Annotated in this window: 15 protein-coding genes; 7 read left to right on the top strand and 8 right to left on the bottom strand. The window is 73.6% G+C overall.

What is annotated here, in order from left to right; translation table 11 throughout:
• Positions 1–601 precede the first annotated feature (601 nt).
• The 4 genes from ACSDG8_RS09275 (at position 602) to ACSDG8_RS09290 (ending at position 6,284) form a co-directional block, all read left to right on the top strand.
• Entirely contained in the window at positions 602–1,924 is a 1,323-nt protein-coding gene (locus ACSDG8_RS09275; protein WP_210898404.1) for a ribonuclease D, read from the top strand.
• 103 nt (positions 1,925–2,027) lie between these two features.
• A complete protein-coding gene (locus ACSDG8_RS09280; protein WP_184683425.1) occupies positions 2,028–3,221 on the top strand; it encodes a thiolase family protein in 1,194 nt (397 codons plus the stop codon).
• The gene (locus tag ACSDG8_RS09285) at positions 3,218–5,284 is read left to right on the top strand and encodes a 3-hydroxyacyl-CoA dehydrogenase NAD-binding domain-containing protein (RefSeq protein ID WP_210898406.1); all 2,067 of its coding nucleotides are present in this window, start codon (positions 3,218–3,220) and stop codon (positions 5,282–5,284) included. The genes ACSDG8_RS09280 and ACSDG8_RS09285 overlap by 4 nt, the downstream gene beginning before the upstream one ends.
• A gap of 184 nt (positions 5,285–5,468) precedes the next feature.
• Complete coding sequence (locus tag ACSDG8_RS09290; RefSeq protein WP_210893011.1) at positions 5,469–6,284, top strand: hypothetical protein; 816 nt, start codon at positions 5,469–5,471, stop codon at positions 6,282–6,284.
• Positions 6,285–6,341: 57 nt separating this feature from the next.
• Here the strand turns inward: ACSDG8_RS09290 and ACSDG8_RS09295 are convergent, their stop codons facing one another.
• The 4 genes from ACSDG8_RS09295 to ACSDG8_RS09310 all read right to left on the bottom strand — a co-directional run bounded on the left by ACSDG8_RS09295 (position 6,342) and on the right by ACSDG8_RS09310 (position 11,561).
• A complete protein-coding gene (locus tag ACSDG8_RS09295; RefSeq protein ID WP_210893013.1) occupies positions 6,342–6,728 on the bottom strand; it encodes a VOC family protein in 387 nt (128 codons plus the stop codon).
• Between the two features lie 247 nt (positions 6,729–6,975).
• A complete protein-coding gene (locus ACSDG8_RS09300; protein WP_210893015.1) occupies positions 6,976–9,531 on the bottom strand; it encodes a malectin domain-containing carbohydrate-binding protein in 2,556 nt (851 codons plus the stop codon).
• A 204-nt stretch (positions 9,532–9,735) separates the two neighbouring features.
• Positions 9,736–10,893 carry a sensor histidine kinase gene (locus ACSDG8_RS09305; protein ID WP_210893016.1) on the bottom strand — a complete coding sequence of 386 codons (1,158 nt, stop codon included), beginning with the start codon at positions 10,891–10,893 and terminating at the stop codon, positions 9,736–9,738.
• A gap of 2 nt (positions 10,894–10,895) precedes the next feature.
• Positions 10,896–11,561, bottom strand: a complete 666-nt coding sequence (locus tag ACSDG8_RS09310; protein WP_210893018.1) for a response regulator transcription factor — start codon at positions 11,559–11,561, stop codon at positions 10,896–10,898.
• Positions 11,562–12,160: 599 nt separating this feature from the next.
• Between ACSDG8_RS09310 and ACSDG8_RS09315 the strand changes: the two genes are divergently transcribed.
• A complete protein-coding gene (locus ACSDG8_RS09315) occupies positions 12,161–13,354 on the top strand; it encodes a C39 family peptidase (RefSeq protein WP_439427812.1) in 1,194 nt (397 codons plus the stop codon).
• Here the strand turns inward: ACSDG8_RS09315 and ACSDG8_RS09320 are convergent, their stop codons facing one another.
• On the bottom strand, positions 13,355–14,647 hold the full coding sequence (locus ACSDG8_RS09320) for an outer membrane protein assembly factor BamB family protein (RefSeq protein ID WP_439427813.1): 1,293 nt from the start codon (positions 14,645–14,647) through the stop codon (positions 13,355–13,357). It abuts the gene before it with no gap.
• The gene (locus tag ACSDG8_RS09325; protein ID WP_439427814.1) at positions 14,644–15,885 is read right to left on the bottom strand and encodes an outer membrane protein assembly factor BamB family protein; all 1,242 of its coding nucleotides are present in this window, start codon (positions 15,883–15,885) and stop codon (positions 14,644–14,646) included. Before ACSDG8_RS09325 ends, ACSDG8_RS09320 begins: the two co-directional genes overlap by 4 nt.
• A gap of 93 nt (positions 15,886–15,978) precedes the next feature.
• Here ACSDG8_RS09325 and ACSDG8_RS09330 point away from each other — a divergent pair, with 93 nt between their 5' ends.
• The gene (locus ACSDG8_RS09330) at positions 15,979–17,844 is read left to right on the top strand and encodes a hypothetical protein (protein WP_210893457.1); all 1,866 of its coding nucleotides are present in this window, start codon (positions 15,979–15,981) and stop codon (positions 17,842–17,844) included.
• Between the two features lie 13 nt (positions 17,845–17,857).
• On the opposite strand, the gene ACSDG8_RS09335 is transcribed toward ACSDG8_RS09330, so the two are convergent.
• Both ACSDG8_RS09335 and ACSDG8_RS09340 read right to left on the bottom strand, forming a co-directional pair.
• Positions 17,858–19,639: a hypothetical protein gene (locus ACSDG8_RS09335; protein WP_210893024.1), complete on the bottom strand. Its 1,782-nt coding sequence runs from the start codon at positions 19,637–19,639 to the stop codon at positions 17,858–17,860.
• Entirely contained in the window at positions 19,597–21,348 is a 1,752-nt protein-coding gene (locus tag ACSDG8_RS09340; protein ID WP_439428039.1) for a hypothetical protein, read from the bottom strand. Before ACSDG8_RS09340 ends, ACSDG8_RS09335 begins: the two co-directional genes overlap by 43 nt.
• Positions 21,349–21,681: 333 nt before the next feature.
• Here ACSDG8_RS09340 and ACSDG8_RS09345 point away from each other — a divergent pair, with 333 nt between their 5' ends.
• Positions 21,682–22,872, top strand: a complete 1,191-nt coding sequence (locus tag ACSDG8_RS09345; protein WP_210893028.1) for a hypothetical protein — start codon at positions 21,682–21,684, stop codon at positions 22,870–22,872.
• The last annotated feature ends 157 nt before the right edge of the window (positions 22,873–23,029 follow it).

A 23,029-nucleotide genomic window follows, 5' to 3' on the forward strand; every position in this document is an offset into this window, starting at 1 on the left:
TGTCGGCGCGGCCCGGGTAGCCGACGGACGGCTGCGCGGTCGCTCGCGCCGGATAGCTCGCGCCCGACGACGGGGCGGGGTAGCTCGTGCCCGAGGACGCCGGGTAGTTCCCCCCGGACGATCCCGGGTAGCTCGCGCCCGGCGACGTGGGCGGGTAGCCCGTGCCCGGCGACGCGTGGCCGGAGGTGCCGGTGCCGCTCCACGCCGGACCGCTGCCGCCCGCTGTCGATCCGGACACGGTCGACCCGGACAGCGGAGCCGAACCACCGGGCGGGTCGAAGCGCGGCGGCAGCGGCCCCGGCCGATCGGCCGTCGGGTCACCGCCCTGCCCCGGCACGCCGTCGCCGGTTCCGTACCCGCCTGTCATGCTCGACCGTCCTCCCCGTCGGCTTCGCCGACGCCCCCAACCGCTGTTGCCCGGCCCCGTGCGCCGCTCGCGGCTCGATGGACCGTACCGGCGGAAACGGCCTTTGTCTCCCCCACTGTCCGACCCTCTCACGCCCCCGCAACCCGGTTCGTTCCGGACACCTGACGGACACCGCGCCGACACGCGCCGGACCGGCTGCGCACACCGGATCGTCCGGCCTACTAGGGTTGTCAGGTGACCGACGAACCACCCCTGCGCCGTCGGACCGCCGAAAGCCGTACGGAAGAGGTCTCCGCCGAACCGACGTCGGCCCTGCCGGAGCCGGTGGGCGCGGGGACCGAGACCGAGCCGGGCGCGGCCGTCCCCCTGACCGCGCCGCGCGAGGGCACGCCCGCCCCGGTGGCGACACCAGCCGAGTTGGACGAGGTCGTGGCCCGTTTCGCGGGCGGCACCGGCCCGGTGGCCCTGGATGCCGAACGCGCCTCCGGCTACCGCTACAGCCAGCGCGCCTACCTGGTGCAGCTGCGCCGCGGCGGCGCCGGCACCGCGCTCATCGACCCGCTGCCGCTGCCCGACCTGTCCGCCCTCGACGAGGCGATCGCCGGGACCGAGTGGGTGCTGCACGCGGCCAGCCAGGACCTGGCCTGCCTGGCCGAGCTGGGCCTGCGCCCGCGCCGGCTGTTCGACACCGAACTGGCCGCCCGGCTGGCGGGATTCGAGCGGGTCGGCCTGGCCGCGCTGACCGAACAGCTGCTCGGGTTCAGCCTGGAGAAGCACCACTCCGCCGCGGACTGGTCCAGCCGGCCGCTGCCGGACTCCTGGCTGACGTACGCGGCGCTGGACGTCGAACTGCTGGTGGACCTGCGTGACGCGCTGGACGAGGAGCTGGAGCGGCAGGGCAAGTCCGGCTGGGCCGCGGAGGAGTTCGACTCGCTCGTGCGCAACGGCGCCCGCCCGCCGCGGGTGCGCGCCGAGCCGTGGCGGCGCACCTCCGGCATTCACCGGGTACGCGGCGCCCGCGCCCAGGCCCGGGTGCGTTCCCTCTGGTACGCGCGCGATCAGATCGCCTCCCGCCGGGACGCCGCGCCGGGCCGGGTGCTGCCCGACTCGGCCATCGTGGCCGCCGCCGAGCTGGACCCGAAGGACGAGAAGACGCTGCTCACACTCCCCGGTTTCGGTGGGCGTTCGGTGCGCCGGCTGGCGCGTACCTGGCTGGCGGCGCTCGACGACGCGCGCCAACTGCCGGACGACGCGCTGCCGGTGAGCCCGACCGTGGAGGGGCCGCCGCCGCCGCACCGCTGGGCCGAGCGTGACCCGGTGGCGGCGGGCCGGCTGGCCCGGTCCCGGGAGGTCGTGGTCGGCACCGCCGGGGCGCACCGGCTGCCGGCGGAGAACCTGATCGCGCCGGACTCGATCCGCCGGCTGGCGTGGCAGCCACCGGAGGAGATCACCGACGACACTGTGGCGGAGGCGTTGCGCGCCTTCGGCGCCCGTGAGTGGCAGATCGGGCTGCTGCTGCCCGCTCTGACGGAGGCGTTGCGCACCCCGCAGCAGTGATGTTCGCGGGCGGGGTGTGAGGTGGGCCACGCGGGGGGTGGTGCCGCGTATGGTTACTGACGAGTAGCATCCGGGGAAATGCCCGTGCCGAGGGAGGCTCCAAGTGCCCCGTGAAGTCCGGGATGTCGTCTTCGTCGACGGCGTCCGTACCCCGTTCGGCAAGGCGGGTGGGATGTACGCCAACACCCGCGCCGACGATCTGGTGATCCGCTGCATCCGCGAGCTGATGCGCCGCAACCCGCAACTGCCGCCGGAGAAGGTGGAGGAGGTGGCGATCGCCGCCACCACCCAGATCGGTGACCAGGGCCTGACCATCGGCCGTACCGCCGCCCTGCTGGCCGGCCTGCCCAAGACCGTGCCCGGCTTCGCCATCGACCGGATGTGCGCCGGCGCGATGACCGCCGTCACCACGGTGGCCAGCGGCATCGCCATGGGCGCGTACGACGTCGCCATCGCCGGCGGCGTCGAGCACATGGGCCGCCACCCGATGGGCGAGGGCGTCGACCCCAACCCGCGCATCGTCGCGGAGAAGCTCGTCGACCCGTCCGCCCTGGTGATGGGCTCCACCGCGGAGAACCTGCACGACCGCGTCCCGCACATCACCAAGGAGCGCACCGACGCGTTCGCGCTGGCGTCGCAGCAGAAGACCGCCAAGGCGTACGCCAACGGCAAGCTCCAGGGCGACCTCGTGCCGGTGGCGACCCGCGACCCGGAGACGGGCTGGGGCCTGGCCACCGTGGACGAGGCGCCCCGCGACACCTCCATGGAGAAGCTGGCCGGCCTGAAGACCCCGTTCCGGCCGCACGGCAAGGTCACCGCCGGTAACGCGGCCGGCCTGAACGACGGCGCCACCGCCGCGCTGCTGGTCGCCGAGGAGACCGCCCGTGAGCTGGGCCTGCCGGTCGGCATGCGCCTGGTGTCGTTCGGCTTCGTCGGCGTCGAGCCCGAGGTGATGGGCATCGGCCCGATCCCGTCGACCGAGAAGGCGCTGCGCATCGCCGGCCTGAGCATCGACGACATCGGCCTGTTCGAGCTGAACGAGGCGTTCGCGGTCCAGGTGCTCGCCTTCCTCGACCACTTCGGCATCGCCGACGACGACCCGCGGGTCAACCCGTGGGGCGGCGCGATCGCCATCGGTCACCCGCTCGCGTCCTCCGGCGTCCGGCTGATGACCCAGCTCGCCCGCCACTTCGCCGAGCACCCCGAGGTCCGCTACGGCCTCACCGCCATGTGCATCGGCATCGGCATGGGCGGCACCGTGATCTGGGAGAACCCGCACTGGGAGGGCAACAAGTGAGCGCGCTCGCCGCACCGAACGAGGTCGTCACCAAGGCGCTGCTGCGCCAGGTGGCCGTGCCCGGGCTGGACCGGCCCGCCGCCCTCATCACGCTGGACAACGGCTTCGACCACACCAAGCCGAACAGCTTCGGCCCGGGCGGCCTGACCAGCCTGGACGAGGCGATCACCGCCGCGCTGGCGGCGGAGCCGGCGTTCATCGCGGTCACCGGCAAGCCGTACATCTTCTGCGTGGGCGCGGACATCACCAGCCTGCCCGCGCTGGAGAACCGGGAGCAGGCGCTGGAGATCGGGCGGCTCGGCCACCGGGTCTTCGCCCGGCTCAAGGACAGCTCCGTACCCACGTTCGCGTTCGTCAACGGCGCGGCGATGGGCGGCGGCCTGGAGCTGGCGCTGCACTGCCACTACCGGACGCTGTCGGCGGGCGCGGCGGCCCTGGCGCTGCCCGAGGTCTCGCTCGGCCTGATCCCCGGCTGGGGCGGTACGCAGCTGCTGCCGAACCTGATCGGCATCCCGGCCGCCACCCAGGTGATCATCCAGAACCCGCTGATGCAGAACAAGATGCTCAAGCCGAAGCAGGCTGCCGAGATGGGCATCGCGGACGTGCTGCTGGAGCCGGCCGACTTCCTGGAGCGGTCGCTGGAGTGGGCCGCCGGCGTGGTCCGGGGCGAGGTCACGGTGACCCGTCCCGAGGTCGACAAGGACATGTGGGCGGGCGTGCTCTACTTCGCCCGGCAGACCCTGGACCAGCGGCTGCACGGCGCGGTCCCGTCCGCGTACAAGGCGCTGGACCTGCTGGAGACGGCGAAGGACGCCGACTTCGCCACCGGCACCGCGGCGGAGGACGAGGCCCTCGCGGACCTGGTCTTCTCCGAGGAGCTGCGCAGCGGCCTGTACGCCTTCGACCTGGTGCAGCGGCGGGCCAAGCGCCCGGCCGGCGCGCCGGACAAGGGCCTGGCCCGTCCGGTCACCAAGGTGGGCATCGTCGGCGCCGGCCTGATGGCCAGCCAGCTCGCGCTGCTGTTCGCCCGGCGGCTCCAGGTGCCGGTCGTGATGACCGACCTGGACCAGTCCCGGGTGGACAAGGGCGTCGGCTACGTGCACACCCAGATCGAGAAGGCCGTGAGCAAGGGCCGGATGGACAAGGGCACCGCGGCCAAGCTGTACGGCCTGGTCAGCGGCTCGGTCGACAAGTCCGTCTTCGCCGACGCCGACTTCGTCATCGAGGCGGTGTTCGAGGACCTGGGCGTCAAGAAGCAGGTCTGGTCCGAGCTGGAGAAGATCGTCAAGCCGGAGGCGGTGCTCGCCACCAACACCAGCTCGCTGTCCATCACCGAGATGGCCGCCGACCTGGAGCACCCGGAGCGGGTCGTCGGCTTCCACTTCTTCAACCCGGTCGCGGTGCTGCCGCTGCTGGAGATCGTCCGCGGCGAGCGGACCGACGACGCCACGCTGGCCACCGCGTTCGCGGTCGGCAAGCAGCTGAAGAAGTCGTCGGTGCTGGTCAAGGACGCCCCGGCGTTCGTGGTGAACCGGCTGCTGACCCGCTTCCTCGGCACCGTGTTCGCCGCCGTCGACCAGGGCACCCCGCTGGACGTGGCGAACAGCGCGCTCGACCCGCTGGGCCTGCCGATGCGTCCGCTGGCGCTGCTGCAGCTCGTCGGGCCGGCCGTGGCGTACCACGTCGGCGGCACCCTGCACGAGGCGTTCCCGGACCGGTTCGGCGTCAGCGAGAACCTCAAGCGGATCGCTGACTCGGGCCAGCCGATCGTCGTCGACGACCAGATCAACGACGAGGTCGCGAAGCTGCTGGTGGTCGGCGACGAGCCGCTCACCGGCGAGCAGGTCCGGCAGAACGCGCTGGACGCGCTCGCGCAGGAGATCCGGCTCATGCTCGACGAGGGCGTCGTCGCCGAGGCGCAGGACATCGACCTGTGCATGATCCTCGGCGCCGGCTGGCCGTTCCACCTGGGCGGCGTGACGCCGTACCTGGACCGGACCGGCACCTCCGAGCGGGTGACCGGCAAGCGGTTCCTGCCGCGCGGCGTGGCCAGCCTTCGCTGACCGATTCCGCATCGATCGCGGTGGTCGGGCTGTCCGAAACGGACGGCCCGGCCACCGCGATCGGCGTTCGCGGGGCAGGTCACGGGTCGGACGCGGTTTCGTCACACCGGCCTTTTACGGACAGCGGCATGTCGGTGCTCCTGGCTACGATCACGCGTCCAGTTTTTACACAGGAGCTGCCTACATGTCCCAGCCGCCGTCCAGTCCCTACCCCGGCAACTACCCTCCTCCCCAGCACCAGCCGGGCGGCTACCAGCCGCCCCAGCAGCCGCAGTACGGCGGTGGCTACCCGCAGGCTCCGCAGCAGCCGCAGTACGGCTCTGACTACCCGCAGCCCGCGCAGCAGCAGTACGGCGGTGACTACCCGCAGGCGCCGCAGCAGCAGTACGGCAACCAGTTCGGCGCGCCGGTCCCGCCGAAGAAGTCCGGCGTCGGCAAGATCCTGCTGATCGTCCTCGCGGTGGTCCTGGTGCTCTGCGTCGGTGGCGGCATCGTCACCTGGATCGCCACCAAGGACACCGTCGGCGAGGTTGTCACCGCCACCAAGACCCGGGTGGTCGAGCCGCAGACGCTCGGCGGCCGGCCGAAGGTCACCGACCCGCAGCTGCAGAGCGCCGCGACGCAGATGAAGGCCTCGCTCAGCAAGGACGTGCCGGAAGCGACGAGCACGGCCGGCGCCTTCTACGGCGATCCGGCGAAGAAGGACCTGGTCATGATCGTCGCCGTGTCCGGCGTCATGGCCGACCCGAAGAAGGAACTGGACGACGCCACCACGGCGGTCACCCCGGACCTGGCCACGAAGGACTTCAAGACGGTCGACCCCGGTCCGCTGGGCGGCGACGCCAAGTGCTCCGACGGCAAGGCCGGGGGTGAGCAGGTGGCCGTCTGCATCTGGGCCGACCGGGGCAGCCTCGGCATGGTGGTCGTCTACTTCAAGTCCGCGGCCGAGCTCCAGAAGGAGTTCGTCTCGATGCGCGGCGAGATCGAGAAGCAGGACTGACACCGCTGACGCACCGGGCCCCCGCCGTCACGGCGGGGGCCCGGTGTCGTTTCCGGATCAGTCGGACGCGGCCCGTTCGGCCCAGCTTCGGCAGACGCAGAACTCGTTGCCCTCGGGGTCGGCCAGCACCACCCAGCCGCTCCCGTCCGGCCGGCGGCGGTCGGCCACCAGCGTGGCGCCGAGGTCACGCAGCCGCGCCACCTCCTCGTCCCGGGTGCCCTCGGCCGCGTGCAGGTCGATGTGGAACGCGCCCTTGCCGTGCCGCTCGCCCACCCGGACGAACAGCAGGTCGGGGCCGTCGCCGGCGGGTGCGGCGAGGACCGCCTCCGGGTCGTCCGGGTGGTCGTCGTCGGCGAGCCGGCGGTCGAGCACGCGGGCCCACCAACTGGCAAGGGTGTACGGATCGTCGGATTCGACTGTCACGCAATGGAACTGTGCACTCATCGGTGCTTCCTCCTGTGGGGAACGCGCCCCGGCGGAGTCAGAACGTCAGCGGGAACGCGGGGCGCGGGACGGTTCACGAGAAGACATCGACCACACCCCCTTCCACCTCATCGGGCTGACCGGTTGATCATTCCACCGCCCCCACGGCGCGCACAACCCCACTCATGCAAGGAAGGGCCCCTTGTTAACAGCGAGGTGTTAACAAGGGGCCCTTCCTTTACCGGAGGCGTTAAGAAGGGGCCCTTCCTTACGGGCCGACGAACACAGCCCTCGCGCGCCAGTCGACGCCGTCGACCGCCGGGCCGCTGCGCACGGTGAACGTCGCGGCCGGCACGCCGTTCACCCAGTCGGTGGCGGCCAGGTCACCGGTGTTGCGGTTGACCTTGTAGAGCGTGCTGCCGGAGACGAAGACCGCGCCCGCGTCGGCGAAGCCGCTCGCCCCGGCCACCGTGAACCGGTCGGCGCCGACCACGCCGCTGTCCGGGGTGAACCAGCGCCAGAACAGGCCGTTCTGCCCGTTGAGCGTGTAGTAGAGCCGCCCGCCGGAGAAGAACATCCCGGTCACGTTGGGGATCTCGGCGTAGAAACCGGTGGTCGCGCCGACGTACGTCTGCCCGGCCGGACCGGAGTTGGTGATCACGTTGTCCCAGTAGGGGTCGTGGTACGGGTCCACCAGCTCCGGCGCGCCGAACGTGGTCCCGTTGAACGTGCGGCGCCACAGCGCCCCGTCGGCGCCGTAGAACACGGTCCCGCCGACCCAGAACGCGCCGCGCGCGCCCGCCCAGAGGGTGCCGTTCGGGTCGGTCACCGGGTCCGGCGCGCCGACCGCGCTCTGCCCGTCGTACGAGCGCACCTGCACCGGCGAGGCGGCCGGGGCGGGCGGGGGCCCGGTCTTGACGATCTCGACGGCGTTCACCAGCGGGTTCTCCCGCACGTGGCGGAACTCCAGGTCGATCGAGCCGTCGCTGACCACCGTGAACTCCCGCATGGTGCCCACGTTGTGCCCGGCGCTGGCGGACAGGTCGAGGTCGTCGAGGACGACAGCGCCCTCCAGCGCCACGTCGAAGATCCGCGTGCCGGCGTTGGCGGTGCCCGCGTACCGGTTGGCCATGTACAGCCGCACGTGCACCTCGGTGCCGTTGGGCACCGGGAACTGCCAGGCCATCTCCGCGCCGCCGGACGGGTCGTACCGCTCGTGGTTGTAGAGCTCGACCGGGGTGCCGACCGGCACCGTCGAGTCCAGGCTCGCGGCGGTGTTGTAGCTGGAGACGCTGCTGCCGGTGTTGTGGTACGGGCTGGGGCTGGAGCTGGTGTCGGCCGCCCAGTCCGGTCCGCCGTCGGTGGCGGCGACGGACGAGCCGCCCGCGTTCACCCGGTGCAGCACGTTCGTCGGCTGCGGCAGACCCGCCTGGTAGACGTTGCCGGGCAGCGTGGCCGTGGTGGTGGGGTGCACCGCCGTCCCGCCGGCCAGCGGGAAGAACGCGATCCGCTCGCGGCGGTACTGGAAGTTGCCGATCCACAGCGTGTCGCCGCCGATCCAGAGCCCGGTCGGCGTGACGAGCATCTCCGAGGCGCCGATGCCGCGCGGGTGGCGGCCGGGGTTCCAGGACAGCGGCAGGCCGTTGGCCGGGTCGAGCGCGGCGATGCTGGCCCGGCCGACCGCGCCGGCCCGGGCGTTGTCGGTGCCGGTGCTGTTGTTGAGCCAGCGGAGGTGGCCGCCGACGTAGACCGCCTCCTCGCTGATGCCGACCGACAGGAACGTGTCGCCGCCGCTGTAGTCGACCCAGGTGGGCTGGAGGTTGTCGCCGGTCGCGCCGGCCTCCCAGCGGGCCGCGGTGTCGCAGAGCGTGCCGCTGTGGACCGCGCCGGTGGTCACCACGACGAAGTAGCTGTTGTCCGGGGAAAACGCGACGTCTCGGACGTACGAGTCGAAGGACTGCCACTTGCAGCGCGGGGTGTAACGGGTGGTGTTCCAGTCGGCCACGGTGGCTGCGGTGGGGCCCAGGTCGATCTTGACGATCTGGTCGTGCAGCACCCCGTCGGCCTTCTTGAAGTTGCCGATGACCACGAGCTGCGTGCCGTCCGGGGAGACGGCGAGCTTTTCCGCGCCGACGCCGGCCTTGGCGCCGCTGACCCCGTTCCAGTTGTGGTTCTCGGTCAGCGTGGTGGTGAGGTAGCTGTCCACCGCGCCGGTGGTGGCGTTGAGCGACGCCAGCCCGCCGCGCGGGTTGGGGTTGCCGGCCGTGGTGAAGATGCCGCCGACCAGCAGCCGGTTGCCGACCAGGGCGATGTCCTTGATGAGCCCGTTGAACGCGGGCGGCGCGAAGCTGGTGACGACCGCCCCGGTGTTCACGTTGAGCAGGGCCACCTTGCGCCGGGTGACGCCGTTGACGGTGTTGAACTTGCCGGCGACGAAGACCGTGTTCGCGGTGGGACCGGCCGTGACGGCGGTGACCTCGTTGTCGAGCGTGGGCGCGAACGCGGTGTCCACCGCGCCGGTGGCCTTGTCGAACGCGAGCAGGTAGTTGCGGGGGATGTCGACGTCGGAGTTGCGGTTCTGCACGCGGGTGAAGGAGCCGCCCGCGATGATCTTCGTACCGGCGTCGTGGATCGCGTCGACCGAGCCGTCCTGGACGTCGGGTGAGGCGGTGGAGGGCACGGTCCGTACCACTGTGGTGTGGCCTGGCGCGGTGGTGGCGGCCGCGGCGCCGGACGAGGCCGGGACCAGCCCGGCGACGGTGAGCGCGGCGGTGGTCAGGACCGCGAGAAGACGGCGGCGGCGCGGGGCCGAGAGGTTGGTCACGGGCAGCTCCGGTGGAGTGAGCGGGCAAGGCGTCGCTGCGCTTACTCTCCGTTGATCAACGCGCTGGGTCCAGCGTGAGCGGCGCATTCTGCCCGGTCACCGTGCCGTCGGGGCCGACCACCGCCGGGTCCGGCCGGGACAGCCGAGGCCGTCCGCACGAAAAGGTGAGGCGGACTCACCGGCCGGACGGGTCGGGATGGGCGGTCAGGTGGCCGCGGGCGGGTCGGCCGACGGAAGCGTGACTGTCACTTCCAGGCCGCCGCCGGGCTGGGCGACCGCCTTCACCGTGCCGCCGTGCGCGTGGCAGACGGCCCGCACGATCGACAGGCCGAGCCCGGATCCGCGAGCACCGGTGCGTTCCTGCCCGCCGCGCCGGAACGGCTCGAACAGCCCGGGTACGTCGGCCGGGGCGACCTCGAAGCCGGTGTTCCCCACCACCAGCCATGACCGCTGCCCGTCGGTGCCGGTGCGCACCCAGATCCGCCCGTGCAGGTGGTTGTAGCGGACCGCGTTCTCCACCAGGTTGCCGGCCAGCCGGTCGAGCAGCCCCGGGTCACCGACCACCGGTGCCGGGCGCAACGACGTGTGCACCTTGAGGCCGATCCGCTCCACCTCCCGGGAGACTGCGGAGAGCGCGTTGGCGGTGCCGACGGCGAGGTCCGACTCCGCGCGCCGGGCCAGCCGCCGGCCGGTCTGGGCCTCGCTGCGGGCCAGCACCAGCAGCGCGTCGACCAGGCCGTTGGCCCGCTCCGAGGCGTCCCGCACCACCCCGGCCATGCGGCGGTACTCGGCGAGGTCGGCCTCGTCGTCGCTCAGCGTCACGTCGATTTCGGTACGCATCACCGCGAGCGGCGTCCGCAGCTCGTGCGAGGCGTTCGCGACGAACCGTTTCTGCGCCTCGAACGCGCCGCTGATCCGGTCCAGCATCGCGTCGAACGTCTCGGCCAGCTCGGCCACCTCGTCGTCGGCGCCGGACCAGCCGATCCGCTCGTCGAGCGTGGCCTCGCCGAGCCGGCGCGCGGTGGCGGTCACCTGGTGCAGCGGGCGCAGCGCCCGGCCGGCCACCAGGTACGCCCCGGCCACTCCGACGACGCTGATCGCCACGAGCGCGAGCAGCCCCTTGACCAGCAGTTCCTGTGACGCCGCGTCGACCAGTTGCCGCTGCCACTGCCCGGCGTCGAGGGTGCGGCCGTCGGTGAGCACCACTGTGGTGCCGGGCAGCAGCTCGTCGGTGGGACGCAGCGCGTCGCGGACCAGCAGCCAGGCCAGCAGCACCAGGATCGCCCCGGCGCCGACCAGCAGGATGCCGTTGAGCAGGGTCAGCCGCAGCCGCAGCGTCGGCCGCACCCGTCGGGTACCCACGCTCACTGCGCGCGGCCGATCCGGTAGCCCGCCCCGACCACCGTGTCGATGAGCGGCGGATCACCCAGCTTCTTGCGCAGCGTCATCACGGTGACCCGGACGATCGTGGTGAACGGGTCGGTGTTGGCGTCCCAGACCCGTTCCAGCAGCTCCTCGCTGGACACCACCGCGCCGCGCGCCTTGAGCAGCTCGGCGAGCACGCCGAACTCCTTGTTGGTGAGGTCGAGCGGCACGCCACCGCGACTCACGACCCGCCGGGCCGGGTCGAGCACCAGGTCGGCGACCTCCAGCACCGGCGGCGCGGCCGGGGTGGCCCGACGGCCCAGCGCCTGCACCCGCGCCACCAGCTCGTCGAACGCGAACGGCTTCGCCAGGTAGTCGTCCGCGCCGAGTTGCAGCCCCTCCACCCGGTCGGCGACGGTGCCGCTCGCGGTGAGCATCAGCACCCGGGTCAGCGCGCCGGAGGCGGCCAGGTCGGCGCAGATCCGGTCGCCGTGCACGCCCGGCAGGTCCCGGTCCAGGATCACCACGTCGTACCGGGTGACGAACGCCGCCTCGTGGCCGGCGTCGCCGTCGTAGGCGACGTCCACAGCCATCCCGCGCTTGCGCAGCCCACGCGCGATCGCGTCGGCGAGGTTGCGCTCGTCCTCGACCACCAGTACCCGCATCCCGGCCCTCCCGCCTCGTGACCTCTGACAACCTAGTGCCGCCGGCCAAGCGTGTCGCCGGAGGAGCTGACGCGGCGGCGCAGTCCGGCTGATCCACCCGCCGCCCACCGGGTCTCCCTTCCCACTTGGGCCGATCCTCGTGACGCTCCGTCACGTCAGCGTCGATGCGGCACTGCGTTACGCGCCGTTACTGGCGCTCGCCCCCTCGACCGAAGTGCCTGCCGAGCCAGAAGCCCTCGACCTGCAGAGATGCCAAATCGGCCGCCCGGGCTGCAGATGCCCTTCCGGCGACTTTGCTCTGCAGCCAGATACGCAGACGTTGCCGCGAGTCACCGATGCGTCGGTGGCTGCAGAGCAAAGTCGCCCCAGGGTGGACCCCGCCGGCGCGCGTCACGGTTACCTTCGGTGACGAACAGGCCGATCAGGCGGGCCAGAGGCGCCTCCGCCGCGGCTGCGGGTCGGCGGCAACCAGCCGGTGCGGCGGCCGCGTCCGCCGGCACCCGCCGCCGTTGCACAAAACCTTCGGGTACGCGATGCTCAGCGGCAATGATCGACAAGCACACCGTCCCCGAACCCGGTCCACGCCGGGCGGCATTCTGATGACCGGCCGCGACATCGCGTACCGCCGGTTCCGATTCCCGGCGGACCGGGACGTGGGCAGCGCCAACGGGCTCACCGCCGGGCCGGACGGGCTGGCGCTCGACGACGCGGCAGGCCGCCTGACCCACACCGACCCGCACTCCGGGACCACCGCCGAGTACGCCGCCGGGAGCTGGACCTCCCCGGTGACACCGCTCGGCTTCGCCGCCGCCGAACTGGTGCCCTCCTGGGCCGCGCACGCCCCGCCCGGCTGCTGGCTGTGTGTGGAGCTGCGCGGCTGGGCCGGCGACGCGCCCTCCACCGGCTGGTACGAGCTGGGCAACTGGGCCGCCGACGACAGCGCGGTGCACCGGGCGTCCGTACCCGGGCAGGAGGACGACCGGGCGCGGGTGGCCGCCGACACGCTGCGGGTGACCGGCGCGACGGTGACCGGCTGGCAGGTGCGGGTGACGCTGCTGCGCCGCCTCGACGTGGCGGACGGCCCGGTGCTGCGCACCGTCGGCGTGGTCGCCTCCACCGATCCGCCCGCAGCTCCGGCCGGAGCCGATGCGGAAACCGGCGCCGGCGTGAGTTCAGGCGCGCGAGGGCGGGTGCTGGACGTGCCGCGCTACGCGCAGCGGCTGCACGCCGCCGGGGAGTCCCGCTGGGGTGGTGGCGGCGACTCCTGGTGCAGTCCCACCTGCGTGTCGATGGTGCTCGACTTCTGGGGCGCCGGCCCCACCCCGGACCGGTACGCCTGGGTGACGCCGCCCGGCCCCCGCCCGCTGGTGGTGCACGCCGCCCGGCACTGCTACGACCACGCGTACGCCGGGGCGGGCAACTGGCCGTTCAACACCGCGTACGCGGCGACGCACGGGGTGGACGCGTTCGTCACCCGGCTGCGTTCGCTGGCCGAGGCGGAACTGTTCGTGGCCGCCGGCATCCCGCTGGTCGTCTCGGCCGCGTTCACCGCAGGGCAGGTGCCGGGGCTGGACTACGACACCCGGGGGCACCTCATCGTGCTGGTCGGCTTCACCGCCGACGGCGACCCGGTGCTGAACGATCCGTACGCGCCGGACGACGAGCGGGTCCGCCGCACCGTGCCGCGCGTGCCGTTCGAGCGTGCCTGGCAGGCGGGCAGCGGCGGCATCGCGTACGTGCTGCGTCCGGAGTCGACGCCCCTGCCGCCGCCACCGGCGCAGGCCAACTGGTGATCAGCGGCCGACCGGCCAGATCGCCATGCCGCCGGTCGGACGCAGGCACACCAGCTGCGTACCCGTGTCCGCGCACTCGGACCAGGCGCCGGGCAGGATCCCCCGGATCCGCACCTGCCCGGCCGCCACGTCCAGCGCGCCGACGAGCGTCCGGTCCTCGGTGAGCGTGCGCAGCCCGAGCAGCGGCCCGGACGGGAGGTCGTTGCCGGATACGCGCCAGCGGCCCAGCCGGGCCAGCACGCGGCCGGTCGGCGGGTCCAGCGCCGACAGTTCCAGCTCCTCCCCGACCCCGCGCTCGGCGGCGATCAACCGGTCGCCGACCGGTCCCATCCCGAGCCACCGCTCGTCGGTCCACGCCGGGCGGCCGGTGGCCGGGTCGAGGGCCTGCGCGCCGCCCACCTGGTTGCGCAGACACACCATTCCGGCGCAGTCGGCGAACCAGAGTCCGGCGCGGGAGCCGACCGGCAGGTTCCACCGCTCGTCGAGCCGGTCCAGCCCGTACCCGGTGACCGAGCCCCGGGCGTCCTCGACGAGCAGGAGATCGGCCACCACCTGGGCGTACCGGTAGGCGGCGCGACCGGCCGCGGGCGCCACCCGCCCGGTGTGCGCGACCGTGCCGGAGTCCGCGTCGTACACGGTCACCCGGCCCCGCGGGGTGACCAGCACGAGCTGGGTCACCCCGTGGTCGTCGCGGCGGTACCCCACCTCCTGGCCGGGCACGGGCAGCGTCCAGCGCACCGCGCCGGAGGCCGGGTCCACGGCCCGTACGGTGCCCGCGCCGGGCGGGCGGGGGTTCTCCAGCAGCAGCCCGCCCGAGGCGGTCGGGACCGGGTAGCCGGGATGCCGCCAGCGCAGCGTGCCGGTCGCCGGGTCAAGCATCGCCGACACCGAGTCGCCTTCCCCGGCCGGGCTGCTCGTCACCAGCAGTCCCCCGGCCACGGCGGTGAGGCCGAGCACGTGGTCGCCGTCGGTCAGCGCGAACCGCCACGCCGGGTCCCCTCCGGGCAGCCGGTGCGCGGCGACCACCCGCCCGCCCCGGCCGATCGCGCCCGGGCCGTCGGCCACCACCACCCGGTCGGGCAGGACCACGAACGCCGCGCCCTGCGGGGCGGGTATCCGGATCGGCTCGGGCCGGCGCGGCGGCGCGGCAGCCGCGGTCACGACGAGCAGCACCAGTACGCCGAGCAACGCCACCCGGGCCGTCGGACCGGGCGGCCGGCGGGGCGGCGTGGGGTCCGGCTCGTCAGCGGACTCCCCGTGCCGCATCTCGCCCAGTTCGATCACCGGGCTCACGGCAGCCGCCGCACCATGTAGTCGCCGCCGGGCCGGCGGCAGACCAGAAGCGTCACGCCGGTGGTGCAGTCGGTGCCGGTGATCACTCCCCTGATCGGGGGCGGACCGCCGGACAGGTCCATCTCGGCCAGGAGTTGCCGGCCGCCGCCCAGCGGCCGGGTGGCCAGCAGCGGGCCGCCGGACTCGTGCTGCGGGACCAGGGTCCAGCCGTCCAGCTCGGCGATCAGGTGCCCGTCGGCCTGGCCGAGCACCGCCAGGCCGCCGGTGCCGGTGGCGGTGTCGCCGACGAGCAGCCGGTCGCCGCGCGCCGCCGCCACGCCCGCCCACCGGTCCACGGTCCAGCGCGCGGCGCCGGTCGCCGGGTCGAGCGCTGTCATCCCGCCGGCCGGCGGGGCGGCGCAGAGCAGGGCGCCGCAGCTGTCGACGTAGTCGACGAGCTTCTGCTCGACGGTCCAGCGCGGCCGCAGCGTGTCCAGGTCGTACGCCTCGACGGTCCGGCCGGCATCGCGGATCTCCAGCAGCAGCCCGCCGACGGTCAGCACCTGGCGCTGGGCGGGCGGTTGCACCGGGTGCAGGTCCCGGGCCGCGAGCCGCGAGCCGGTACGCGCGTCCACGACCACCGTCTGCCCGGTCACCGGGGACAACACCATGCGTTCCACCCCGGAGCCGTAGTCGAACCCCAGCATGCCCGTCATGGGCACCGTCCACATCGTACGGCCGTCGGTCGGGTCGACCCGGGTGATCGACGGGCGGGGGTCGGACGCGGCGGACTGCGACAGCAGCACCCGGCCGATCGCGAACGCGACACCGCGCCGGCGCCAGACCTCCGCGCCGGTGGCCGCGTCGTACGTCACGGTCTCCCAGTCCTCGTCGTTGCCGGCCGGGCCGGCCACCATCACCCGGCCCTCCTGCTGCCACACCGACACGGCGGTGCCGGCTCCGGGCAGCGGGCTGCGCCACAGTTCCCGTTCTTCCCGATAGGCGACGAGTTCCCGCCCGTCACCGCGGTTCGGCCGCACCACATACACCACGTCGCCGGCGACGAACACGGCCGACCCCAGCCCGCCGGGCAGCGTCCATTCGACCGGGCCGCGCGGCGGCGTCGCGGCGGTGAGCGTGAGCAGCGCCACCAGCAGCACCACCAGAAGGCGGAACGGCCGTCCGACGGCACGCGGGGGGCGGGGCGCCGGGCCGGGCGGAGCGTCGTGGCGCAACTCCCCCAGATCGATGACGGTCACAACCACCCTCTCCCGCGCGCCGGGCCGCCGTCCGGCCGTGACCGGCATCGCCACAATCCGCCTGTACGATGGCGCGTCGTGGCCGTGCCCGTGGTGGACCCCTCGTTGAACCCCTCGTCAGTCGAGGCGGACGCCGTCGTGGCCGATCCGCCACGCCGTGCCCGTCGCCGGCCGGCCCGCGCCGATCTGCTGGCCATCGGAGCCTATGTGTTGCTCGGTGTCCTCGTCTGCCTCAACTACTGGGGCGACGTGGAGCACCGGGTCTCCTCGCACCTGCCCACCGACCACAGCTGGTTCGAGTGGCTGTTCGCGCACGGCGCGTACTCGGTGCAGCACCTGGAGAACCCGCTGTTCACCACCCGGCAGAACGCGCCGGACGGGGTGAACATGATGGCGAACACCTCGCTGCTCGGGGTGACGCTGCCGCTGGCGCCGCTGACGCTGCTGCTCGGTCCGCAGGTGATGTACGCGCTCTATCTGGGCGCGGCGCTGTCCGCGACCGCCGCCACGTCGTACTGGGTGCTGTCGCGGCATCTGGTCCGGTCGCGGGCCGCCGCGTTCGCCGGTGGCGCGTTCCTCGGTTTCGCGCCGGGCATCGTCCACCACGCGAACGGCCAGCCCAACTTCGTGTCGAACTTCCTGCTGCCGCTGATCGTGGCGCGGGTGCTGCGGCTGGGCGAGCCGGGGCGGTGGCGGCGCAACGGGCTGGCGCTCGGGCTGCTGGTGGCGTACCAGGTCTTCATCAACGAGGAGATGCTGCTGCTCACCGCGCTGGCCTGCCTGGTCGTCGTGGTGGCGTACGCGGTGCAGCGGCCCCGCGCGGCGCGCGAGCGGGCCGGGTCGTTCCTGGCCGCGCTCGGCCTCGGCGGCGGGCTGGCGCTGCTGCTGACGGCGTACCCGATCTGGTTCCAGTTCAACGGGCCGCAGGCCTACCGGGGGTTGCAGGGCGGCGTCTTCCACAACTGGGGCGAGGACCTGGTGGCCTTCGTCACGTTCGCCCGGGACACGATCGCCGGTGACGAGGCGGTGGAGAAGACCATCGGGCTGACCGAGCAGAACACCTGGTTCGGCTGGCCGCTGGTGCTGGTGGTGCTGGGCGCGCTGGTGCTGCTGGTCCGCCGGTCGGTGGCGGCCCGGATCCTGGCCGTGCTGGTGGTCGTCTTCACTGTCGCCTCGATCGGCCCGGTGGTGCGGTTCAACGGCGCGGAGACCGACATCGACGGGCCGTGGGCGTACATCCCGGACGACCTGCCGCTGGTCGAGATGATGATGCCGACCCGGTTGAGCCTGGTGGTGGTGGGCGCCATCGGTGTGCTGCTCGCCCTGGCGTGGGACACGCTGGCGCGCGGCGGCCGTCCGCCGGTGCCCGCCCCCCGCGCCGCCGCCGACGACAGCACGGACGACGGCGACGGGACGGCCGCGCGCGACACCCGCCGCCGGGTGCTGCGGCTGGCCGGGTACGCCGCGATCGTGGCCGCACTGGTCCCGCTGATCCCACGTCCGCTGCCGGCGCAGGACATCGACCCGCCGCCGCGCTTCATCACCGCCGGTGGCTGGCGGCCGTACGTGCCGGAGGGCCGGACGCTGGTGCCGGTGCCGATCCCGAGCAACGTGCACGGGCTGCACACGCTGCGCTGGAGCGCGCTGACCGGGCACGAGTTCCCGATCCCGGGCGGCTATTTCATCGGCCCGAACGAGCGCGGCGAGGGCGTCTTCGGCGCGCCGAACCGCCCCACCAGCACGCTGATCTACTCCACGATGGACAAGAACGTGGTGCCGGAGATCACCGAGGAGAACCGCCGCCAGGCCGTGGAGGACCTGCGCTTCTGGCGGGCGTCGGTGGTGGTGCTCGGGTCCGGTCCGCGCGAGGCGGTGCTGCGCGACCTGATGGCCGAGCTGCTCGGCCCGCCGCAGCGGGTGGACGACGTGTGGCTCTGGGACGTGCGCGACCGGGTCTGAGCCGGCGGCCCGGTCAGCCGACGAGCGCCCGGACGTCCCACAGGTGTCCGCCGGGCACGTCCCGGCCGGGGCCGAGCAGGGCGTCCACCGTGGCGCGTACCGGGTCGGCCGGCGACGAGTCGGCCTGCACCAGCGCCGCCGCACGCCAGTGCCGCAGGTCCGTGATCGCCTGCCGGCGTTCCGCGTCGCCGACCGGCGGCACCTGGCCGGTCTCGGCGGCCCGCCGTAGCAGCAGCGACGTGGGCCGGTCCGGCGCGCCCCAGCGGGCGGCCGGGTCGTCCGCCGAGCGCGGCCCGATGAAGTAGCCGCCCGGCGCGTCGAACGCCAGCGCGGTGCGCGCCGACCAGAACATGGCCGGGCTGACCGCCGCCCCGGTCACCGGCGGCACCGGCACCAGCGTCCGGCCTTCCGGCACGTACGCCTGCCAGCCGCCGCCGGACACGACGGCCGGGACCGGCGGGGCCGGCACCGTGCGGATCGGGGTCGGGGTCAGCGGCAGCAGCGCGACGGCCACCGCGCCGGCCCACGGCGCCCAGGTGCGGACGGCGCCGCCCCGGACCCGGTCGACTGCGAGCGCCAGCAGCACCCCGAGCACCGGTACGCAGACCAGCGCGAAGCGCGCCGGCACCACCAGGTCCAGCAGCGGCACGCCGGTGAGCAGGCGGTACGGGCCGGGCAGCCCGGTGTCGTCGCGGTCGACGACCACCGAGGCGCCGAGCGACAGCGCCGCGAACAGCAGGCCGCACGCGGCGAGCGCGCGCACCAGCGGCCGCCGCCACAGCCGCACCACCACGAGTACGGCCAGCAGCGGCAGGAACGGCCCGAAGAACGAGTTCTGCTCGGTCGGGTTCGGCGACAGCAGCCCGGCCCGGCGGGCGTCCCCGGCCACTGTCTGCCGGGCGGATGCGACGAACGAGACCAGGTCCAGCCGGTAGCCCTCGGTGTGGAACGGCATCCCGCGGTAGTGGCCCGGACCGGCGAACTGGAACCACAGCGGGTACGCCAGCAGCACGCCCGCGACCAGCGCGCCGATGCCCAGCCGGCGGGCCACCACCGGCGCCAGCCGACGCGCGGCGGCCCGGTCGGCGAGCGCGTACGCCCCGGCGAACACCCCGGCGGCCAGCGCCAGGAAGACGAGCACCTCCTCGCCGAGGAACACCTGGTACGCGACGGCCAGCCCGAGCAGCACGCCGTCGCGGCGTACCCGGTCGGTGGCCGGCCGGAACACCAGGGCGAGGATCACCGGCACCAGGAACTGGGCGGCCATGTGCAGGTGGGCGCCGGCCTGCGCCACCATGCCCGGGGCGAAGCCGCAGAACAGGCCGCCCACCGCGGCGGCGGCCCGGGAGCGGACCAGCCGGGGGGCGAGCAGCGCGTACCAGGCGGTGGCGGTGCCGGCGAGGCTGATCGTCACGGCGAGAAGGAACGCCGCCTGGGAGCCGAACGCGACGGTGACCGGGGTGAGCGGCACGCCCAGCCCGAGCACCGACGTGTTCGCCATCAGGTTCACCCCGTCCGGGGCGTTCAGCGCGGCGCTGTGCAGCGGGTTCTCGCCGCCGGTCACCGCGCGGGCGGCCCGGGCCAGCATCCACTCGAACAGGATCTGGTCGCCGGCCTGGTGGAACAGCCGTTCCGGGCGGCGCCACTGGTCGCTGGTGAGCACCACCGCGAGAGCGAGGTAGCCGGCCACCACCAGCGCGTCGACCGGGCGGGGCCGGCGCCGGGGCGCCGGAGCGGGCTGCTCGGGTGCGGTCAGGCGGGCCGGCTGGTCAGTTTCCGCACGTCCCACAGCCACACGTCCAGCTCCTGCCGCCCGGGCCCGACCAGTTGCTCCACCGTGCGGCGCAGCGGCTCGGCGTTCTGCTCGGCCAGCGGCAGCACCACGACCGCCGCGTTCCAGTGCCGCAACTCGTCCAGGTAGCGGCGGCGCTGCCGGTCGTCCAGCTTCGGCGTACGGCCGGTGGACGACACCTCCCGCAGCATCTCGCCGATGCCGCTGGGCCGTCCGCCGAAGCGTCCCGGGTCACCGGTGACGCCGTTGCGCGGCGCGAGGAAGTAACCGCCGGGGATCTTGAAGTCGAGGTTGGTGCTGGCCGCCCAGCGCATCGGGTCGGTGTTGCCCATCGCCGGCACCGGCACGGACACGAGCGTCTGGTCCGGCCCGACGTACTGCCGCCACCGGTCGGCGGTGATGAACTCCGGCACCGGCTCCCGGGTGGTGACCCGCAACGGCATCGGCGCGATCGGCAGCAGCGCGAAGACCAGGCCCGCGGCGGTGAGCTTGCGGGCGGTCCGCCGGTCCACGCCCCGCAGCGCCCAGGCGCGCCGCACCGCGTACGCGAGCAGGATCGCCACCGTCACGCTGGTGATCAGGCCGAAGCGGGTCGGCACCACGGCGTCCAGCAGCGGCAGCCGCACCAGGAACTCCCACGGCCCGGTGACGAGTTCCCGGTCCCACCAGGAGATCCGCTCGCCGAGGGAGAGCACGGCGAAGAACAGCCCGGTGGCGGCCAGCGCCCGGACGATCACGTCGCGCCGCAGCCAGATCACGATGCCCACGGCCAGCAGCGACAGGCTCCAGCCGAAGAACGCGTTCTCCTCCGAGTAGTTCGGGGCGAGGTTGACGTTGGCGCGCTCGTTGCCGCCGAACGTGGGCGAGCCGGGGGCGAAGTACGCGGCGATGTCGTTGCCGTAGTCGCGTACCGCGTCGCTGAGCCCGTGGTACGCCATCGGGCCGGCGAACTGCACCCACAGCGGGTACGCCAGCAGCGCCCCGGCCAGCGCCGCGCAGACCGCCAGCCCGGCCCCGAGCGGCCGCCACGCGGCGGTCCACCGCTCACGCTGCTGCACCACCACGGCGATCAGGAACACGCCCAGGGCCAGCGCGGTGAAGAGCAGGATCTCCTCGTTGATGAACGCCTGCGCGGTGACCAGCAGCGCCAGCAGCACGCCGTCGCGTACCGGCCGGGTCGAGCGGGTCAGCACCAGCACCCGCCACACGATGAACGGCAGCAGGAACTGGCTGATGATGTTGGGGTGCCAGTTGGCGTGCGCCAGCATGGCCGGCGAGAACCCGCAGAACCAGGCCGCCACTGCCGCGGCGGGGCGGTGGCGGATCAGGTGCCGGGACAGCACCCGGTACCAGGCGGCGGCGGTGCCGGCCAGGCCGAGCGTGACGAGCGTGACGAAGGAGACCGCCGGTCCGAACAGGAGGGTCACCGGCACCATCGGGATGCCGAGCGCCAGGATGGCGGTGTTCGCCATCAGGTTGACGCCGTCGGGGTAGTTGAACTGCTCGGTGAAGAACGGGAACTCGCCGTGCAGCACCACGCGCACCGAGTGGGCCAGGAAGAACTGCACCTGCGCCGGGTCGCTGCTGTACAGCGCGGCCACCCGCCCGGCCGGGTCGGTCCAGATGCCGCTGGTCACCCAGATCGCGGCGAGCAGGAATCCGCCGTACACGGTGAGGTCGATCCGGCGGCGGGTCCACCGCCACCTGCGCACGCGCCGCGCGCCCGGCGTGGCCGGCGTCTCCGGCTCGGCCGGCGCTTGCGGAGTTGTCGTGGCCGCCGGTTCCGGCTCGGCGATGGTGACCCGGGGCGGGTCCAGGGTGACGGAGCGGTGGCCCGTCGGGGCGGCGGCGTCCGGCGTCGAGGCGCCGCGGGTCTCGGCAGGCGTCACAATCGGCGGAGTCTACCGGAGCCGGATATTGATACCCGAATCGCCCGTCACGTTCCGCAGTGGTCACTGGGCCGAAAGGGTGAACCGGGCGCGTCCGGGCGACGGGACGTCTCGTACCATGTGGGCTTCCGACCGACGACCGGCGAGGGGATCAGGGTGCTTTCAGCCCGCCGAGGCGCTACGACGGGCACCGCGCTGGCAGCTCTGCTGCTGGTCGCGGCGGGTTGCGGACCGATCGCGGACCGGAAGCCGGCGGATCTGCGGGTCGGTTACGACAGCCTGGACGGCGCCCTCGCGGTGTGGCCGCCGCGCGGCAGCCTGGCCGGGGACGCGGCGGCGACCGCCGCGATCACCACAGCGGTACGCGAGTGGCGCTCCCCGGTGGACGACCGGGCGCACGTGCCCACGTCCGGCATCCTCTTCTCCGGTCAGGTGGCCGGCTCCGCGCTGGCGCTGGTCGCCGCCGACGTTCCCGGTGACGCCGCCTCCTGGCTGCTGCAACTCGACCGGGACGGGCAGCGCTGGCGGGTCGTCCAGGCCACCGAGTACACCGATCCCGGCTACCTGGTCTACTCCGACGTGCTGCCGGTGCGCGACCCGGACGGCCGCCGCTATCTCACCTCGGCGCGCGTCGAGCGCCTGCTCGGCCCCGACGGCAAGGCCGTCGCGAGCACCGACGGCGTCACCGAGCCGATCCCCGTACCGGCCTGCCAGGCCGTCGAGCTGACCGCGGCGCTGCGGCCCACGACGTCGCTGCCGCGCGGCAAGGCCGCGGACCGCGTCCTCGACCTGGGTACGGCCACCGAAGCGCCCCGCTATCCCCTGGTACGCGACGAGACGGGCGCCGGGAAGCGCGCGCTGACCGGGCTGGACACCTGCGTGCTGGCGGGTGAGCGGGGCCCGTTCGGCAGCGTGCCGCGCCGCATCGGCGACCGGGAGGCGCCCAGCTCCGCGCCGGAGTCCTGGCCGATGGCGAAGATCGCGACCCGTTCGCTCGGTTCGGTGGCGCTCGGCGACGGGGAGCCGGGTGAGCTGGAGCAGTTGAGCTGGGACAGTGCGAGCGGGACGATGACCGCCGTGGTCTACCGGCCGGCCGGCGGCGGCACGCCGGTGGTGTCTCCCGCCGACCGGTCCACCACGCTGCAGGCGTACCACCTGCCGATGCCCGGCCGCCCGTTGGCGGTGCTGAGCTGGCGTACGCGCGACGTCTCGTTCTCCGCCCCGCCGGGCACCACCCGCCTGGTGGACCGTCCGGGCCTGGTGGTGGTGGAGCACACCGACCAGAGGCAGACGTTCAGCCTGGCCGACACCGAGAAGACCTGGTACCGCTCCCTCCCCACCCCGTAACCCCGCTCCCCCCGCGCGCGTTGGTCCGACCCCGTCGATCATGAACTTGACGGCGACAAACCGGACACGAACCACCGCCAACCTCATGATCACCGCCCCTCCCGGTGATCAAGGAGTTCGCGTCACCCGGGCGGTCCCTCACGCACCCGAACTCCTT

It is taken from the genome of Micromonospora sp. LA-10, from assembly GCF_051853095.1.
Classification (GTDB): Bacteria; Actinomycetota; Actinomycetes; order Mycobacteriales; family Micromonosporaceae; genus Micromonospora; species Micromonospora echinospora_A.

What these genes read in the sequence shown, in the direction of transcription:
- ACSDG8_RS09290 (WP_210893011.1), top strand. Translation starts at nt 5,469, where the DNA reads ATGTCCCAGCCGCCGTCCAGTCCCTACCCCGGCAACTACCCTCCTCCC.
- ACSDG8_RS09315 (WP_439427812.1), top strand. Translation starts at nt 12,161, where the DNA reads ATGACCGGCCGCGACATCGCGTACCGCCGGTTCCGATTCCCGGCGGAC.
- ACSDG8_RS09310 (WP_210893018.1), bottom strand. Translation starts at nt 11,561, where the DNA reads ATGCGGGTACTGGTGGTCGAGGACGAGCGCAACCTCGCCGACGCGATC.
- ACSDG8_RS09295 (WP_210893013.1), bottom strand. Translation starts at nt 6,728, where the DNA reads ATGAGTGCACAGTTCCATTGCGTGACAGTCGAATCCGACGATCCGTAC.